The sequence below is a fragment of the Aurantibrevibacter litoralis genome (assembly GCF_034651555.1).
GTDB classification, from domain to species: Bacteria; Bacteroidota; Bacteroidia; order Flavobacteriales; family Flavobacteriaceae; genus Aurantibrevibacter; species Aurantibrevibacter litoralis.
Genome location: NZ_JAYEEQ010000025.1, coordinates 16,059 through 34,057, shown reverse-complemented (window position 1 = coordinate 34,057; position 17,999 = coordinate 16,059). Strand labels below are relative to the sequence as shown.

Sequence of the window (17,999 nt, the reverse complement as noted above, 5' to 3'; positions counted from 1 at the left end):
GATGACCCAAGAAAAAAAAGGAAAATCAACCGCTATCATTGCATACCTCACATTGGTTGGTACCCTCATAGCAATAAGTATGAACTCTGATTCTAAAAATGAATTTGCCCGTTTCCACACGAGGCAGGCTTTTGGGATTCACTTACTTTTTCATGCGTTGGCATTGTTTCTAAGCGTTTGGTTTAGTGAGTGGGCTTGGTACGGTCTATATGTATTTTATATGGTGCTTTGGGGCTATGGTTTTATCGGTGCCCTTACCGACAAAAAGCACCTGATCCCTGTTTTTGGTTCCTATTTTCAAAAGTGGTTTACCTTTATTTCTTAGCATGACAACAGCCGCATTATCTTTAGAACACCTCCTAAAACCCTCTAGCCTTAAAGAAGGGAAAATCCCTGTTCTTTTTATGTTTCATGGATATGGCAGCAATGAAGAAGACTTATTTTCCTTTGCCAGCGATTTACCCCCGGAATTTTGCATTATATCGGTTAGAGCTCCTTTGACACTACCTACTTTTGGATATGCCTGGTATACCATTAATTTTGATGCCGCTTTTGGCAAATGGAGCGACGAAGACGAAGCCCGATGGGCAAGAGAAAAAATTGTACATTTTATAGAAGAAGCATGCACTGCTTATTATTTAGACAAGAACAACGTAACATTACTTGGTTTTAGTCAAGGAACCATTCTAAGTTACGCCGTGGCCTTATCCTATCCTGAAAAAATAAGAAATGTCATTGCCTTAAGCGGCTACATTAACGAGTCTATTTTAGTAGAAGATTATGCGCAAAAAGACCATAGCAAAGTCCAAATTTATGCTTCTCATGGTTCTGTAGATCAGGTTATTCCGGTGGAATGGGCACAAAATGCACCCGCTTTATTAGAAGCACTTAAGATTCCTTTTACCTATGAAGAATTTCCTGTGGGTCATGGTGTATCTCCACAAAACTTTGTTGCGTTCAAAAAGTGGTTAAAAAATAGAATTTAATTGCTTCTAGTATATAATAGATGGTCTAATAGTATAAAATCTACCCCTAAATCATCCTTTAATTCATACTTTAAAAATACTTCGCCCCAAAAAGAACCATCGGAGAAATCGGCTAAAATCCATTTTTGATTTAATACTTTAATTTTATTGATTTTAAAATCGCCTTCCATACCTTCATAGGGTACTAAAGGATTGCTTCCTTTTTGCTCATTGGTCTCTAATAGCTTATCGGCTATATACCGTGCAGGATCCGAAAGGTTTAAATGATCGTAATACGCCAAAGCGTCATCGTTATTTTCCAACGAAAAATAGTTCATATCCAACAACTTTATCTGCAATTTTTGAATTGAATCCTTCATTTCTCCCAATGCCTGATCTTGTTTTACAAGCTTATCATTAGTTACATTCAGCATTTTTCGGGTACTGATAAATTGATACAGTGCTATTAATGCAGCAAAAATAAAAAGATACAAGTAGATTTTAGATTTCATATATATAACAAATTATATTCCGTTTCGTTTTTTTGATGTTTATCCTTCAAAATTAATACTATGTCCTTGGGTGCGTTGTGCATTTTGATTATTTAGTGCTTATTTGATACTAAAATTTTCATTGTTTGCCTCGATCCTGAAGGAAGTAACGAAGATTTCTTCGATTTCCCCTTTAGGGCATGGCAAAAATTGAAGAAATCAAGTCAAAATGAACAACGGGGCTAAAACCACTATAGTCTAAACGGTAACGCTTAGATTATCATATGCCAGATACACATTTTTAGGCAATTTTTTCTGTACCTCTTCATGAAAACCCATAACGTGGCTAATATGGGTAAGATACGCCTTTGTGGGTTTCACCGCCTCAATAAATTCTATGGCCTCCTTTAAATTAAAATGAGAATGATGGGGTTCTTCTCGCAGCGCATTAATGACTAATACGCGAACATCTTTTAGCTTGCTCATCTCCTCAGTGGCCATGCGCTTTACATCGGTGAGGTATACAAAATCTGTGATGCGATACCCAAAAACCTGAAGCCTATTGTGAAAAGCCTCAATAGGAATCGCCATTCGATTTCCTACCTTAAAAGGAACGTTATTCTTCACTAGATTTACATGTACCGCCGGGGCACCTGGATATCGATTTTCATCTGCAAAAATATAATCAAATCGGTGTTTTAGGGAGTCTATTACCCGTTTATGAGCATAAATAGGGATATCGCCCTGTCTAAAGAAAAAAGGCCGTATATCGTCAATTCCGGCCGTATGATCTGCATGTTCGTGGGTAAACAAAATGCCATTGATCTTTTCTACGGCATGGGTCAACATTTGTTGCCTAAAGTCAGGGCCACAATCTATGACATAGGTATACGTATCCCAAGAGATCATGACAGATACCCTAAGCCGCTTGTCTTTGGGGTCTTGACTTAAACAAACAGGGTGCCTACTCCCAATTACCGGTATCCCTTGCGACGTACCTGTTCCTAAAAAAGTAATTTTCAACGCAACATCTATTTTATTCAAATTTATAACTTATTTATTTAGTAGATTGACCAATGTTGTTAACTTTGCTATTCAAAAATTGATTTACATGAGTTCTTTTGTAAGTAAGGAAACCGCCTTTGAAAACATTCCATCTATTAAGTCGAAAGCCCTGAGAATCAATCTAAACCCCGATATCTACGGCACCTTTTCCGAAATTGGCGCGGGTCAAGAAACTTCGGCTCATTTTTTTAAAGCCGGCGGTGCATCAGGAACCATTGCCAAGGCCATGAGTGCTTATGACAAGGATTTTAGTGATGCCATATATGGAGAAGAAGAAGATGGCCGCTACGTAACAGAATCGCGTCTAAAAAAAATGCTTTCTCATGAAATGCGGAATATGGAAGAACGGATAAGCCGAGAACAGCATCCGGATCGACTTTTTTTTTCCTACGCTAATACTGTGGCCACTATAGATTTTTCGAAACGTTATAAGGGACATGGATGGTTGGGAATTCGGTATCAATTAGATCCGAAACAGAAGGAGTATGACGAAATTGTATTGCATATTCGATTTAAACAAAATGAAGCTAGGCTACAACAGGAAACCCTAGGCATTGTGGGAGTCAATCTCATTTACGGAGCCTTTTATAAGTACGATACCCCAAGAAAATTACTGAAATATATATATGACCATATTGATAAGGATACCTTGGAGATTGATATGGTGAATTTTTCGGGACCACATTTTAAAGATGTGGATAACCGGTTAATGAGTCTACAACTCATACGCAATGACATGACCGATGCCGTAATGTTTGGATCGGACGGTAACAATTTACAACCTGCCGCAGTCTTGTACAAAAAAAATATTTTGACGATTCGCGGAAGTTTTAGGCCGGTGACCAAAGTAAATATGGACATGTTGCAAAAATCTTACGACATTTTTATTCGGGAGCAAACAGTGGAAGAGGACAATGCCATCGTTATTTTTGAAATTACACTGTCCAACCTGCGCGCATCCGGTGAGATTGATGAACAGGATTTTATGGACAGAGCCGAACTCTTATGCTCTTTGGGTCATACGGTAATGATTTCTAAGTTTCAGGAATATTATAAGCTTGTAGAATATTATAGTGATTTTACAAAAGCGCGCATGGCACTAACCATGGGCGTTAATAATTTAGTTGATGTGTTTGATGAAAAATACTACCGCCATTTAAGTGGTGGTATTTTAGAAGCCTTTGGCAAATTGTTCTTTAAAGATTTGAAAGTGTACCTCTATCCTATGAAAAATGAGGAAACAGGGCAAATAATGACCAGCAACAATGTAAAGGTACACCCCAGAATGAAAGAACTTTACAAGTTTTTTAAATATAATGGTAAAGTGGTAGATATCATTGATTATGACCCCGATATTTTACATATTTTTTCGCGGGATGTTTTGAAAAAAATAAGTGCAAAACAAGAAGGGTGGGAAGACGAATTACCTTTAGGCGTGGCAGACATCATCAAAAAGAAAAATCTTTTTGCGCCAAAAATGAGTAACGTAGAAAAAGAAGCGTAATAGTTTACGAGGGTGGCTTCATTTCCGAATCACAAATGCTACTCTGACTTTTTTGTGCTAAAATACGTCGCCACAAGCTCCTGCAAACGATCTTCCGATAGGGGTTTCTGAATATAATCTGATACCAAGGAATTGTTAGAGGCTCTAATAACGTCTCGCTGATCTTCGCTTACGGTGATCATTACGATGGTTATCTTGGTCTTTATTTCGTTAGGATACCGTTTATCAAAAGCCTCCAAAAACTGCCATCCGTTCATCTTAGGCATATTGATATCTAAAATTAGTAAACAAGGGGTAAATCCGGTGTTCTGGATTAAATTCCGTTCCTCCAAGAGGTCAATAGCAGCCGCTCCATCACCGGCGGTATGCACCGTAACGGCTAACCCAAGATTTTTGATAAGGATTTTGTTTAAAAAGGTAGCGACTTCATCATCATCTACAAGAAATATAGATTTTAAGGTATGATCAATCATAGACGAAACTTCTGCATTAAGGGTTCAAACGAGTATGGTATTCTTTTGACGCAGTACACTTTAGTATAACCTCCTCCTATGTTGTTATTCTTCTGGCGGTACTCGAATTATGTTTATAAAAGCTGATCGGCATGCGCTTTAGTATTCACTTTAGAGATGACTTCGGTTACTACACCGTTTTCATCCATCACAAATGTAGTTCTATGTATACCGTCAAATTCTTTGCCCATAAACTTTTTTGGCCCCCAGACACCGAAGGTTTTAATTACCGTAAGATCCTCATCGGCTACTAAGGGAAACGGAAGGTTATATTTTTCCTTAAAATTTAATTGCTTTTTTTGTGGGTCTGCACTTACCCCCAATAACGCGTATCCGCGTTCTATAAAGGTTTCATAATGATCTCGAAGATTGCAAGCCTCAGCGGTGCATCCTGGCGTGCTGGCTCTGGGATAGAAAAAAACAATCACTTTTTTGCCACGGTAATCGGACCAGTGAACCTCCCTCCCATCTTGATCTTTTGCAGAAAATTCGGGTACTTTATCCCCCTTTTGTAATGTTTTCATAGCCATTTTTACTTAAATTCGCAGTTATTTTTTAACGATATTCCTATGTAACTCCCCATGTTTTACATACAATATCGGTTTCCTTTTTTTGATTTTCTTACTAATGAGACTCAAAGCCTTTCAAAGATACTAAACTACGCATCGAATCAAAAATAAAACAAATGACCAAAGCCGAAAAGGTAACATTTACCATAAATACGCTTCAAAAATTATATCCCACGATACCGATTCCTTTAGATCATAAAGACCCTTACACGCTTTTAATTGCGGTTTTGCTGTCGGCTCAAAGTACGGACGTTCGCGTGAACAAAATTACCCCATTGTTATTTCAATATGCGGATAATCCGTATGATATGGTAAAACTATCGGTGGAAGAAATACGAGAGATCATAAAACCGGTTGGACTTTCTCCTATGAAATCTAAAGGAATTCATGGCCTTTCCAAAATTTTAATTGAAAAATACAACGGAAAAGTGCCTCAAGAAATAGCACTTTTAGAAGAACTCCCTGCTGTAGGACATAAAACAGCAAGTGTAGTGGTTTCACAAGCTTTTGGCATCCCTGCATTTCCGGTAGACACTCATATTCACAGACTTATGTATCGTTGGGGATTTAGCAATGGTAAAAACGTAGTGCAAACAGAAAAAGATGCTAAAAGATTGTTTGCCAATGAATTATGGAATGATTTGCATTTACAGATGATATGGTACGGACGTGAGTATTCTCCGGCAAGAGGATGGGATTTGGAAAAAGACATCATAACCAAAACCATTGGCCGAAGCAGTGTTTTGGAAGCCTATTATAAGAAAAATAGGAACAAATAGCTAAAATAGGCTTGTGCTAGTTCATGACATTTTCAAATTGCATCTCCTTGTAGTTCACAATTTGAATGGCCTTAGAATAATTTAACAAAAACTGAATGGTTTGCGGGCAAGCTTTAGCCAGCTTGCATGCATTTTGCGGTTGTGAGTAAATTTTTTCCATAGTATATAGCATTGTTATGAACTAATAACGCCATAGAAATGGAAATATTGTTTATGTTTTTTGGGTTTTCCTAATTGGTTAACACAATATTGTGTTTGTCTATTATTTTTCTAAGATTGATTAAGGCATAGCGCATTCTTCCTAAGGCCGTATTGATGCTCACTCCGGTGTTTTCTGAAATTTCTTTAAAGCTCATATCCTGATAGATACGCATTAAAAGTACTTCTTTTTGGTCGTCCGGAAGTTCTTCTATTAGTAAGGTAAGATCACTGTCTATCTGATCTTTAATAAGTTGCTTTTCGGCATTTAATTTGTCATCGCTGATCACAGAAAATATATTAAAATCGTCTGTACCCTCAAACATAGGCATTCTTTTATTCCTTCTAAAATGATCAATAATTAAATTGTGGGCTATACGCATCACCCAGGGTAAAAATTTGCCTTCCTCACTATAGGTTCCTTTTTTAAGGGTACGAATTACTTTAATAAAAGTATCCTGAAAAATATCTTCGGTAACGTCTCTGTCCAAAACCTTAGAATAAATAAAACTAGTGATTCTTTGGTTGTGTCTGTTAATGAGAATTTCCAGTGCTTTCTCTTCTCCGTTAATGTAGTCTTTTACTAATACCGAATCATCAATTTGTAGTTCCATAAAGGTTTTGTTTTTGGTTAAATTCCTGCTGAATTACGTTTCGAAATGGGTTTCGTTTTATAATTCTGATTTAAAAGTAGCTAAAGAGCGTTCTGTAGGAAAAACATTGTTGTAAAACACCACAAATATGATGTGAAACACGAATATTCGCTTTTTGAATAAAATAAATTTAAAAAAAAGGAGTTGCGCACTGTGCGTAGTACCTAGCCAAACTTGAAATTACCTAACGGAATGTAGTTTTTCCTAAAAACAGATGATAATTTGCAGTATTTGTATTGTGCAAAAGGGAATTATACGAAAAGAATACGGTATACTTGCCCTGAATATGGAGTAACTAGTTGCAATGCATTAGGTTATTCTACATTTTGCCGATAGCGCAAGGGGTACGCAAGGTAAAGAAAGAAGAAAGGATTCGAATTCGTCCGTAATAATGTATACGCGTACCCTATGCAGAAAGGGCTCGCTTTTTATTCACAAAACGGATTTTTTGATTCAACAAATATGTTGGTCTTGATGCCGTATGTTAAATCGTATACTACAGGCATCCCAAAAAAAAATGGTTATATGCAAAAATACCCCTGCCATACATAAGGAAACTAATTTTAAGTAAGAATGAACTCCTCGCTTTAGTTCAGGGTATTTTCGAATTGCACATCACCGTAATCAACAATATGAAGTGCCTTGGAATAGTTCAACAAAAACGCAATAGTTTCCGGTCTTGTTTTTACGATTTCACAATAATCTTCTTTTTTAGGGTAAATTTTTTCCATACTATTTCTGTGTTGTTTTATTAAAGAACGACACTTCATTGGAAAAATGGCATCTTACCCGATCTATGACCAATTAATTCGTTAAAACAATATTATGTTTATCTACCATCTTGCGGAGGTTAATTAAGGCGTAGCGCATTCTCCCTAGTGCTGTATTAATACTGACACCTGTATTTTCAGAAATTTCTTTAAAACTCATATCCTGAAACAGCCGCATTACAATAACTTCTTGCTGATCTTCGGGCAGCACCTGAATCATCAACGCTAAATCCTTGTCAATTTGATTTTTGATGAGCTGCTTTTCCATATTTAATTTATCATCTCCCAACACCGAAAATATATTAAAGGTTTCAGTGCCTCGGTGCATAGGCATACGCTTGTTCCTTCGGAAATGATCTATAATTAAATTATGCGCTATGCGCATCACCCAGGGCAAGAATTTACCTTCTTCACTGTAGCTTCCTTTTTTAAGTGTTTTTATTACCTTCATAAAGGTGTCCTGAAAGATATCCTCGGTAACTTCCTTGTCCAACACTTTAGAATAAATAAAACTTGTAATACGTTGATTGTGGCGATTTATTAGTGTTTCAAGTGCTTTCTCATCACCGCCAATATACGCTTTTACCAAGACCGAATCGTCGTTTTGTAGTTCCATACCAATTACTTTTAGTTAAAATTAGGGGCATCTTCCCAAGCGGAAGATTTTGTACTAATAGGTTAATTTTAAAAAGTAATTGTTGACGAATACGCGTTTTTGGTTTTTGTTAATGAAAGGTCAAATATAAAAAAATATTGTTAAGAAAAAAATTATTACCTCTAACGGATTGGAAAAATACCCATCTGATTATTTGTTGTTAGTTATTGAAATTAGCATAATGTATCTTTGCCGCTTTTAGGAACACTATGTCTCAAATAAGCGAAGCAAACCCGAAGGAAAGTATTATTATTAAAGGTGCTCGACTGCATAATTTAAAAAATATCGATGTTGTAATTGCCAGAAATAAATTGGTGGTTATTACGGGATTATCGGGCTCGGGAAAATCGAGTTTGGCCTTTGATACCTTGTATGCCGAAGGTCAGCGACGCTATGTGGAGAGTCTTTCATCGTATGCCAGACAGTTTCTAGGAAAACTAGACAAACCTAAAGTAGATTATATTAAAGGGATATCGCCGGCCATTGCAATAGAACAAAAAGTAAATGCAACCAATCCGAGATCTACCGTGGGTACAACCACAGAAATTTACGACTACCTAAAACTGTTATTTGCAAGAGTGGGTCGCACATTTTCTCCGGTTTCGGGCAAAGAGGTAAAAAAGCATACCGTTACCGATGTTATCGATTGTGTTAAAACGTACCCCGATGGAACTAAATTATTGTTGCTTGCTCCGGTACATATTCATAAAGATAGAGATCCTTTAAAGTCGTTACAACTACTTTCCAAACAAGGTTTTGCCAGAATTAAGTACAAGGGTGAGGTTTTACGTATAGACGATTCCGTAACCGAAATTGGTCGGGAATTCTTTTTAGTTGTAGATCGGATTATTACTAAAAGTGAAGAAGATTTTTATAACAGATTGGCCAATGCCGTTGATGCGGCTTTCTTTGAAGGTAAGGGTAGTTGCCTTATAGAAGAGGTAACCTCCGGAAAACAGGCCGTGTTTAACAATAAATTTGAATTAGACGATCTCAGCTTTCTAGAGCCGAATGTACATTTATTTAGTTTTAATAATCCCTATGGAGCCTGTCCAAAATGTGAAGGTTATGGCGATGTTATTGGTATTGATGAGGATTTGGTAATTCCTAATACGTCGCTTTCCGTGTACGAAAATGCCGTCTTTCCCTGGCGAGGCGAGTCAATGGGATGGTACAGAGATGCCTTGGTAAATTCTGCCTATAAGTTCGATTTTCCCATACACAAACCCTGGTTTCAACTCTCCGAAACACAAAAACAAGTGGTATGGACTGGAAATTCACATTTTATGGGTATCGACGGTTTTTTTAAAATGTTAGAAGAAAAGAGCTATAAAATACAAAATAGGGTAATGCTCTCTCGATACCGGGGGAAAACAAAATGTCCGCTTTGCAAAGGACGGCGGTTACGAAAAGAAACCGATTTCGTTAAAATAGGAGATAAAACCATTTCCGATCTGGTAGAAATGCCCATTACCCAACTGACGCCTTTTTTTAAAACACTTACTTTAAGTGATTATGAGCAACAAATTGCTTCTCGATTGCTAAAGGAAATTCAAAATAGGCTATCCTACTTGGAAAAAGTGGGTTTAAATTACCTGACGCTAAACCGGAAATCGAACAGCCTTTCCGGTGGTGAAAGTCAGCGCATTAATTTAGCCACCTCTCTTGGCAGCAGTCTAGTAGGTTCTATGTATATTTTAGATGAACCCAGTATAGGCCTTCACCCAAAGGACACCGAAAATTTAATCGCAGTGTTAAAATCCTTGCGCAATTTAGGCAATACCGTAATTGTTGTAGAACACGATGAGGACATTATGAAGGCTGCTGATGAAGTAATTGATATTGGCCCGGAAGCCGGTACCTTTGGCGGTGAGGTCGTTGCTCAAGGTCCTTTATCTGAAATTTTAAAATCGGCCTCCTTAACGGCGAGCTACCTTAATGGCAGTTTAAAAATTGAAGTGCCAAAAACAAGACGACCTATTAAAAATGCAATTGAACTCATTGGAGCGCGCGAAAATAATTTAAAGAATATCGATGTCATTTTCCCGCTTAACGTTCTTACGGTAGTCACCGGAGTTTCCGGTAGTGGAAAAACAACCTTGGTTAAGAAATTATTGTATCCCATTTTAGGGAAGACTTTAGGCGGTTTTGGTGAAAAAGCGGGACAATATTCAGAACTAAAAGGAAACTACAAGGGTATAAAGCACATCGAATTTGTAGATCAAAATCCTATCGGCAGATCGTCCAGATCTAATCCTGTTACCTACATAAAGGCATATGATGATATTCGCCTTCTATTTGCCAATCAAAAGCTCAGCAAAATACGAGGATACCAAACCAAACACTTTTCGTTTAACGTAGACGGCGGCCGCTGCGAAAAATGTAAAGGGGAAGGCGAAATTACGATAGAAATGCAATTTATGGCCGATGTACATTTAGAATGCGATGCCTGCCAAGGCAAGCGTTTTAAAAAAGAAATACTCGAGGTAAAGTTTGAAAATTGTTCAATAGACGATGTATTGCACATGACCATAGACGATGCTCTGGCCTTTTTTGAAGGGCATAAACAGACGAAAATAAGGAATAAATTAAAACCACTTCAAGATGTAGGCTTGGGTTATGTGCAGTTGGGACAGTCCTCCTCTACCCTCTCGGGTGGTGAGGCACAACGCATAAAATTGGCTTCATTCCTTGTAAAGGGAGCTGCGGCAGAAAAGGCATTGTTTATTTTTGATGAACCTACCACCGGTCTTCATTTTCACGACATAAAAAAATTGCTCACCGCTTTTGAAGCCTTAATTGAAAAAGGGCATTCCATTATAGTTATCGAACACAATCTGGATCTCATTAAATGTGCCGATTACATCATTGATCTAGGGCCGGAAGGTGGTGATAAAGGCGGGTATCTTATGGCTCAAGGTACCCCTGAAGAAGTTGCCAAAGATGTCAAATCGCATACAGCGCGGTATTTACGAGAAAAACTATAAGCGGCTGCTCTATTTGCAAAAAACCGGCGTGTTTTATTCTTAGGCAACAGAATTCTTATTATCTGTTCTTTTAACAATGCTCATTTTAGATACATAAAGATGTTCTTTGAGTCCGACGCTGCGGTAAAAAAGTGCCTTTAAATCCATGCTGCAAAGCGTTCTACGCTCGGTTTTTGTTCCTAACTTTTGAGGTGTTAATAGTGTTACTATTAGTTTAAAATTTACACTTTTTATAATTAATATTTTGATAATCAATTTATTACATTAGGTGTTGTTTTTTTGGCACGCTGTTTGTAATGTAGTAAGGGAAGACAAATGGTTGTCTTTAGAAACTTAAAACCTTATATCATGAGAAATTTAGCACTCATTTTTACAGCTCTTATTTTTGGTGCCTCAAGTGCATCGGCTGTTTCGTTAGAAGATAAGGTTGCTCTCAGCAATGCTTATGGTTATAACAACTCCTTTATTTTTGTGGAAAACGGAATTTCATTTGCCGTATATCCCGATGGTGAGTTCGATTTTTATATAGACCAAAGAAATACCATAAATGCCAACGTGAGTTTCGGAAATGCCAATATCACCTTTAATTCCGGATTTAACTATAATCCTTTCGTGCAGTATGATGATTATGGTGCAGTAATACAGGTAGAAAACGTACCGGTTTATTATGACTATTACGGTAGGGTTACCCAAATTGGAGGTGTTAATATAAATTATATGAACGGCAGAGTATCCAGATTAGGTGGTTTACATGTCTATTACAATAACAGAGGGTTGTACAGTCACCACAGAGGGTTTATTAATGTGTATAACAGACATTATGTGTATGCGCCGTATCACGCTTATTTTGTAAGACCTGCTTTGGGATTTTCCTTAGTTTTAGGTAATCCGTACAGACGCTATTATATGCCTATCCGTTATACCTACTACAGGCCGTATCACAACAATTATAGAAGGGCTTATGCGCAGATAGGCCATACCCATAACTACAATGTAAACCATCACAATAAACGTGCTCATGTGTATAGAAATGACAATAGGGTTGCAGTGAACAATGCTAGACGCACAGAAGTTATTAGACCAAATAACACTGTAAATAGGTCTAATGTTACTACCCCTAGAACCAATACCGCTGCGCAACGAAGTAGTGTGGCTAACCGTTCTAATGCTATTTCCAGATCGGCAACCAGCACACAACGAAATGCCGCTACATCTCGAAGCACTGCACCAAAAAGTCGAGCCGTAAACACAAGGTCAACAGAACGTAATAACGTTCCTGCAAGGGTCAGCAGCACGACAAGAAATAATGCCTCTGTAAGCAATAGAAGCACTGCGAATGCACAGACTAAAGGCGTTGTGACCCGTAGCAATAATACGCGTCAAATAAACGATGCCAGCTCTAGACCAGCTGCGAGCAGAAGTACAGGAAGTACCGTAAAAAGAAACAATAGCAGTACACCTCAACGCACCTAATCGGTACGATCAGTAGGTACTAAAACTTCAAAGGTTGCCCAAAACTCGCGAAGCTCCGTTTCTAAATCAAGAACTAGAACTGTAACTGCGAACACCAGAAGTACTTCTACAAACACCCGAAGTGCCTCTAGCAGAAGTACTTCTAGAGTTCAAAAATAGTTTTTAGGTTGGTTGGTTGTTTAAAGCCCCGATGCGAATTTATTCCTTCGGGGTTTTTCGTTTTAGATAATGATGTAAGCGCGCGTAGATATCTTGGGATATTTTAAATTTGTATAGTACCCACACAAAGCACACAACGACTAAGCTACTTTTTATTAAGATATTGGTTATGGGGTGCAGCGCAAAAGAAACAAGATAAAAACCCCCAGTAATAGAAAACAATAGCATTAAAATTTTAAGCGTTTCTAGAGTGAAGGGAAGCATATTAAATTTCCATTGCACAAACCCTAACTTAAGGGTATTATAGATAAAAAAAGCAGCGAAACTAGCATAGGCAGCTCCATTAAGTCCATAGGCAGGAATAAGCCATAAATTAAAAAGAATAGTGCTAACAGCCAACAAAACCCCCATCCACAAAAGGGCAGTATAATAATCTGAATTATACAACAGCGCATTACTGTTTCCTAATAGCGCATCGTACACTCGGCTAATGCCGATAAGAAAAACAACCGTAAATCCACCCCTGTAAGCCTCGGGTAATAAGCGGTATAGATCTTCCAAATTAAGTATGATTAAAACAAATAGAAGTCCGGATACTATAAAAAGGGTAAGTGAACTACGTTGATACAATTGTTTCAATTCGGTTGCATTGCCCTTATTAATAAGTTCAGCGGTTAGCGGGTAGGTAATTTGATGCATTGCTCGAGAAGGTACAGCAATAACTGTGGCAATAAATACAGCTACACTATAAAAGGCCACATTGTCAATTTTAATAAATTGATTGATCATTACCTTATCAATTTCTAACAACACAATGGCGGCAGAGCCACCCAAAATAATTAATGTGCTATACTTTAGTACAGACGCGGTGTTGGGCGGAAACCTAAAACGTAGTCTTGGAGGTTTCAAATAAAATGCATAACTCAGCATTACCAGAGCACGTAATACGTACAGCAGTACCAATAGGGTAAGAAATGTGTTAACCGAAAAAAAATCGAAATAAAGTAATCCTAAAAAAAGCGTAACCCCTACCCGGCAAAAGACCTCTTTCAGAAAGTTCCCGAAAACCGATTTCATCTGAATGCGAGTCCAGGCGTAAAAAACTTCAAAATAGGCCATGGCTACCCCAATAAAAAAAATATGCCACACATAACCTTTTACGATGGAGTTCTCTCTAGACAAGAAATTGGCAATGGCTTCATGAGAACCATAGGATAACACCGCAATGGGTACAATTAAAAACAAGGGCAAAATAAGCATCAAGGTTAAAAAACCATGGGCATCATCTGTACGCGAATATCCACTGTAATATTTTACGATTGTATTGGGTACGCCAAAGGCTAACAAAGGCATCAGCACTGCCGATACAGAAAGAATTACATTTACCAATCCATAATATTCAGGTGTTAAAAAACGGGTATACAAAAAAAGCGTGTTTATGGCACCCACACCAAAACCCAGGTACGTAATGATGGTATTGCGGAAAGACTGTTTGAAAATTATTCCCATGCGATATATTCGGCCAATTTTCCTGTGAGTGCGCTACGACTGTAGGCTTCTATGCCTTTGGAGTTGACCCTTAATTGTTTTTTCTGATAAAGGGAAAACCAAGTTAAAATCTGACTTTTTAGATGCTCTTTTTCTTTATACTCAAAAACGAAACCGGTATGGGTATCGTTAATGATGGTACCTGCATCCCAACCTTTCGGACCTATGGCTAAAATAGGTCTTTGCGCCGCCATATACTCAAATAATTTTCCAGGAATAATGCACTTGGTTTCTTCGGAGTCTATTTCAATCAACAACAGTATTTGAGCCGATTTTTGACACGCTACTGCCTCGGCATGAGAAAGATAGCCTACCAATTCCAGATTTTGTTCTAGGCCGTAGCTATAGATGGCATCCAACACATCGTAACTGACCACCCCAACCAACCGAAGTTTGAAACTATTTTTAAAATCGGCATTTTCCATCAACAACTCTTGCAATACCGCCCATAGTTTTGTGGGGTTTCTTCCGGTTAGTAAAGAACCAATATGGACTATACTAAAAAATGTATCTAGGCTTCTGATGCCCGAAAAAGCCCTGTCAAAGCCATTTGTAATCACTTTTATGGAATTTTTTCGTATTTGTGCAAATTCCCGTTGGGTGCCCGTACTGGTGACAATTACCTTATCTGCCTGTTGCAGTACAAGACGCTCCAGACACTTATGCTTTTTTTTTGATGCTTTAGTCAGTTTTAATTTTTTGTGATATCCTATTGAAGTCCATGGATCTCTAAAATCGGCTAACCACTGCAATTGATGTTTTTTGCGCAACTGATACCCTATAAGGTGAAGGCTATGTGGGGGTCCAGTGGTAATGATGGTATCGATGCCTTCTGTTTCAATAATCTTGGATAAAACCTTTACTGAAGGTTTCACCCAAAACTTACGGGCATCGGGAATAAAAAGATTTCCCCTAATCCATAGTAGAATTCGCTCTAATACAGATTGATTTTTGGTATGAATAACCCCCGAACTGATCCGTTTAGTTTTTTGTTTAAAAAAAAATCCGGCAATTTTATTTGGCTCCCAAATAGGTTGTTTGTAAATGGTAATTCCTTCGGGTACCTCGTTGCATAACGACAAATCTACCAAAGGGTAATCCGGATTTTCAGGAATATAGACCACAGGGTCTATATTAAAATCCCGAAGGTAGGTAACAAATTTAAGCCAACGTTGTACCCCCGGGCCGCCGGCCGGTGGCCAATAGTAGGTGATAATGAGCACTTTTCTCATTTCGTACTAATTGGTTTTTCTTAAATCCTTGCCAGCAATACCGATTACACCCACCACTAATAACCCTAGAATTAAAGAACTTATTAAGGATATTTTTGCCCCTGTTGCAACAATTTCAGGTTGAAACTTAAATTCTATTTGATGCTCACCGGGCGGTATTTGAAGTGCACGAAGGGTATAATTCACCTTAAAATGGGGTGTTAGAACACCATCGATATACGCATTCCAACCGTTAGGATAATACATTTCCGAGAATACAGCCACTCCCGAATTAGAATTAGTAGATTGATATTTTAAGTGATTGGGTTTGTAATCTATTAGTTGGATACTAGCCAAAGTATCTTTCTGAAAATCAAATCTATTAAGCGTACTAAACCTGCTTGCCTGCACCACTGCTTCGTTTTGTACATCCAAACTATCCAATGCCCTAATTTCTTCATCGGCATTCGCCACAGCAATTAATTTGGAGACAAACCAAGCATTTCCATTGGCATTAGGGTTTAAAGCAGGATAACTTCTGCCCTCCTCATCTTCTTGAATTACATATTTTACATTCAACATATTCAGTACCCGAATATTATTTTTGTAAATATGAAAATCGAACAAATCTTGTATCCCGGCCGGTTTGGCGGCATGATATCCTCCAATAGATTGATGGTAATAGGAAGTAGCAGCCCCATTTAATCCCTCTGACGGATTATAAACTCTAAAAACACCATCGTCTTGCTGAATCTGTTGCACCAATGCCGTTTTAGGAAAGGGCTCTGTCATTCGTTTTTGAGCCACAAAATCGGAACTATTCACATACCGCAGATTCACGCCAACTAAGTCTACTACAATGAGTATGCCTATCAACAAAGCCAAAACGGGTTGCTTTATTTTAGCTTTAATAAACAACCAAATAGGTAACGCCGCCAAAAAAACAAAGATCAGCGAACGAAAAATATCATTTGTGTAAACGGTCTTTCTATCTAAGGTAATCATCTCCATCACCTCAGCTCCAAAATACTGTAGATACATGCGATCATTGGCTGCTTCAAAATTGAACATGCCTTTCGCTATGATTAAAAGTACTCCTATTCCAAAAACAATAGCCAATGACCATTTTAGCGCTCTTAGTTTCACAGCGGTGGCTATTGCGGTTTTACCGAGTGCTACCAATGCCAAAATGGCCAGAATGGGTGCACATAATTCTAAAATTACTTGAATAGAGGAAACGGCTCTAAATTTATCGTACAGCGGAAAATAATCAATCATAAAATCCGTCAATCCTCCAAAATTTTTCCCCCAAGATAGTACCAAAGACATTACAGTACCTCCTAATAGCCACCATTTTGTACTTTCTTTTACCAAAAACAATCCCAAAACGAATAGAAAAAATACAATTGCGCCAATATACGCAGGACCTGCCGTGCCGGGTTGTTTTCCCCAATAAAGAGGTAACGCACCGGTAAATTCCAGTGCTTTAGACTTTGGAAGTCCTTGATTTATAAGGAATTGAAACGTTTTTGAATCCTCGCCCAGCGCCTCCCCGTTGGATCCACCAAAAAGACGGGGTACAAATAAATTTAAAGATTCTGTAATGCCATAGCTGTATTGGGTGATGTAGGCCTTCTCTAACCCCTGGGTATTTTCCTTTGGTGCGCCATTGGGCTGCAGGGTTAACTCCGATTTTCCCCTTGTACTCCAATCGGCATATTCTTTCGTTGTTAAAATGGCGGTAGCGTTGGTCGCTATCCCTAAAAGTACGGCGATCACTAAAATCCCAATAGTCTTAAAAAAATGGGCATACGTTTTATGGCGTATGGTATCTATGAGGTAAACGATTCCCAAAATAAACACTAGAAGCATAAAATAATAGGTCATCTGGTAGTGATTCGCGCTGACTTCCAATCCCATGGCAATGGCGGTTAACAAAAAGCCCCAAAGGTATTTCTTTCGGAAGGTAAGCACGATACCACCTAAAAGCATCGGCAAATAGCCCAATGCATGTGCTTTGGCGTTATGACCTACACCAAGTATAATAATTAAATAGGTTGAAAATCCAAAAGCTAAAGCCCCGACTATAGCCAGTTTATAATCTACGTTAAGGCAGCATAGTAAAATATAAAAACTTATGAAATAGAGAAAAAGGTAATCTGCCGGACGTGGTAAAAAACGAATATACGAATCTAACTTTTTGATATAATTATGAGGATAGTATGCCCCTAATTGATAGGTTGGCATACCCCCAAAAGCACTATTGGTCCAATACGGCTCTTCGCCTGTTTTTATACGAAAATCAATCTGCTCTTTCGCCATGCCCGTAAACTGTTCAATGTCCGATTGCAGAATTACTTTTCCTTGAAGAACGGGATGAAAATAAGCGAGTGCCGCGAGACCAAAAAATACAACCACAAAAAAGTGGATAAACAATACTTTTATTCCGTTTTTCATATA

16 protein-coding genes are annotated in these 17,999 nt (G+C 38.1%); 6 read left to right on the top strand and 10 right to left on the bottom strand.

All coding sequences use genetic code 11. The annotated features are described in order from the left end of the window. The first annotated feature begins 1 nt into the window (after position 1). Together U1E44_RS15340 and U1E44_RS15335 are read left to right on the top strand one after the other, a co-directional pair. Positions 2-325, top strand: a complete 324-nt coding sequence (locus U1E44_RS15340; protein WP_322931991.1) for a hypothetical protein — start codon at positions 2-4, stop codon at positions 323-325. A 1-nt stretch (position 326) separates the two neighbouring features. After that, the gene (locus tag U1E44_RS15335) at positions 327-986 is read left to right on the top strand and encodes an alpha/beta hydrolase (RefSeq protein ID WP_322931990.1); all 660 of its coding nucleotides are present in this window, start codon (positions 327-329) and stop codon (positions 984-986) included. Here U1E44_RS15335 and U1E44_RS15330 read toward each other — a convergent pair. Then, a complete protein-coding gene (locus tag U1E44_RS15330) occupies positions 983-1,477 on the bottom strand; it encodes a hypothetical protein (RefSeq protein ID WP_322931989.1) in 495 nt (164 codons plus the stop codon). The two genes, U1E44_RS15335 and U1E44_RS15330, sit on opposite strands and share 4 nt — an antisense overlap. 237 nt (positions 1,478-1,714) lie before the next feature. Continuing rightward, positions 1,715-2,479, bottom strand: a complete 765-nt coding sequence (locus tag U1E44_RS15325) for an MBL fold metallo-hydrolase (RefSeq protein WP_323673916.1) — start codon at positions 2,477-2,479, stop codon at positions 1,715-1,717. 88 nt (positions 2,480-2,567) lie between these two features. Between U1E44_RS15325 and U1E44_RS15320 the strand changes: the two genes are divergently transcribed. Continuing rightward, positions 2,568-4,025: a hypothetical protein gene (locus tag U1E44_RS15320; RefSeq protein WP_322931987.1), complete on the top strand. Its 1,458-nt coding sequence runs from the start codon at positions 2,568-2,570 to the stop codon at positions 4,023-4,025. A gap of 38 nt (positions 4,026-4,063) precedes the next feature. Here U1E44_RS15320 and U1E44_RS15315 read toward each other — a convergent pair whose 3' ends face one another. After that, entirely contained in the window at positions 4,064-4,498 is a 435-nt protein-coding gene (locus tag U1E44_RS15315; RefSeq protein WP_322931986.1) for a response regulator, read from the bottom strand. A 113-nt stretch (positions 4,499-4,611) separates the two neighbouring features. Further along, the gene (gene bcp / locus U1E44_RS15310) at positions 4,612-5,061 is read right to left on the bottom strand and encodes a thioredoxin-dependent thiol peroxidase (protein WP_322931985.1); all 450 of its coding nucleotides are present in this window, start codon (positions 5,059-5,061) and stop codon (positions 4,612-4,614) included. A gap of 161 nt (positions 5,062-5,222) precedes the next feature. Between bcp and U1E44_RS15305 the strand changes: the two genes are divergently transcribed. Next, positions 5,223-5,885 (top strand): endonuclease III domain-containing protein, encoded by a 663-nt coding sequence (locus U1E44_RS15305; protein WP_322931984.1) that lies wholly within the window; start codon positions 5,223-5,225, stop codon positions 5,883-5,885. A gap of 230 nt (positions 5,886-6,115) precedes the next feature. Here the strand turns inward: U1E44_RS15305 and U1E44_RS15300 are convergent, their stop codons facing one another. The 3 genes from U1E44_RS15300 to U1E44_RS15290 all read right to left on the bottom strand — a co-directional run bounded on the left by U1E44_RS15300 (position 6,116) and on the right by U1E44_RS15290 (position 8,122). Then, the gene (locus U1E44_RS15300; RefSeq protein WP_322931983.1) at positions 6,116-6,697 is read right to left on the bottom strand and encodes a sigma-70 family RNA polymerase sigma factor; all 582 of its coding nucleotides are present in this window, start codon (positions 6,695-6,697) and stop codon (positions 6,116-6,118) included. Positions 6,698-7,323: 626 nt separating this feature from the next. Then, positions 7,324-7,467, bottom strand: coding sequence for a hypothetical protein (locus U1E44_RS15295; RefSeq protein WP_322931982.1), 144 nt, complete (start codon positions 7,465-7,467; stop codon positions 7,324-7,326). Between the two features lie 73 nt (positions 7,468-7,540). Continuing rightward, positions 7,541-8,122 (bottom strand): RNA polymerase sigma factor, encoded by a 582-nt coding sequence (locus U1E44_RS15290; RefSeq protein WP_322931981.1) that lies wholly within the window; start codon positions 8,120-8,122, stop codon positions 7,541-7,543. Positions 8,123-8,370: 248 nt separating this feature from the next. Here U1E44_RS15290 and uvrA point away from each other — a divergent pair, with 248 nt between their 5' ends. Then, positions 8,371-11,148: an excinuclease ABC subunit UvrA gene (uvrA, locus tag U1E44_RS15285; RefSeq protein ID WP_322931980.1), complete on the top strand. Its 2,778-nt coding sequence runs from the start codon at positions 8,371-8,373 to the stop codon at positions 11,146-11,148. 348 nt (positions 11,149-11,496) lie between these two features. Further along, positions 11,497-12,621 (top strand): hypothetical protein, encoded by a 1,125-nt coding sequence (locus U1E44_RS15280; protein ID WP_322931979.1) that lies wholly within the window; start codon positions 11,497-11,499, stop codon positions 12,619-12,621. Positions 12,622-12,819: 198 nt separating this feature from the next. Here U1E44_RS15280 and U1E44_RS15275 read toward each other — a convergent pair whose 3' ends face one another. From U1E44_RS15275 to U1E44_RS15265, 3 genes are read right to left on the bottom strand one after another with little or no spacing between them, the layout of a single operon-like run. Next, positions 12,820-14,289, bottom strand: coding sequence for a lipopolysaccharide biosynthesis protein (locus U1E44_RS15275; RefSeq protein ID WP_322931978.1), 1,470 nt, complete (start codon positions 14,287-14,289; stop codon positions 12,820-12,822). Continuing rightward, positions 14,280-15,560, bottom strand: coding sequence for a glycosyltransferase family 4 protein (locus U1E44_RS15270; RefSeq protein ID WP_322931977.1), 1,281 nt, complete (start codon positions 15,558-15,560; stop codon positions 14,280-14,282). The genes U1E44_RS15275 and U1E44_RS15270 overlap by 10 nt, the downstream gene beginning before the upstream one ends. 6 nt (positions 15,561-15,566) lie before the next feature. Beyond that, a complete protein-coding gene (locus U1E44_RS15265) occupies positions 15,567-17,996 on the bottom strand; it encodes a YfhO family protein (RefSeq protein ID WP_322931976.1) in 2,430 nt (809 codons plus the stop codon). Positions 17,997-17,999 lie beyond the last annotated feature (3 nt).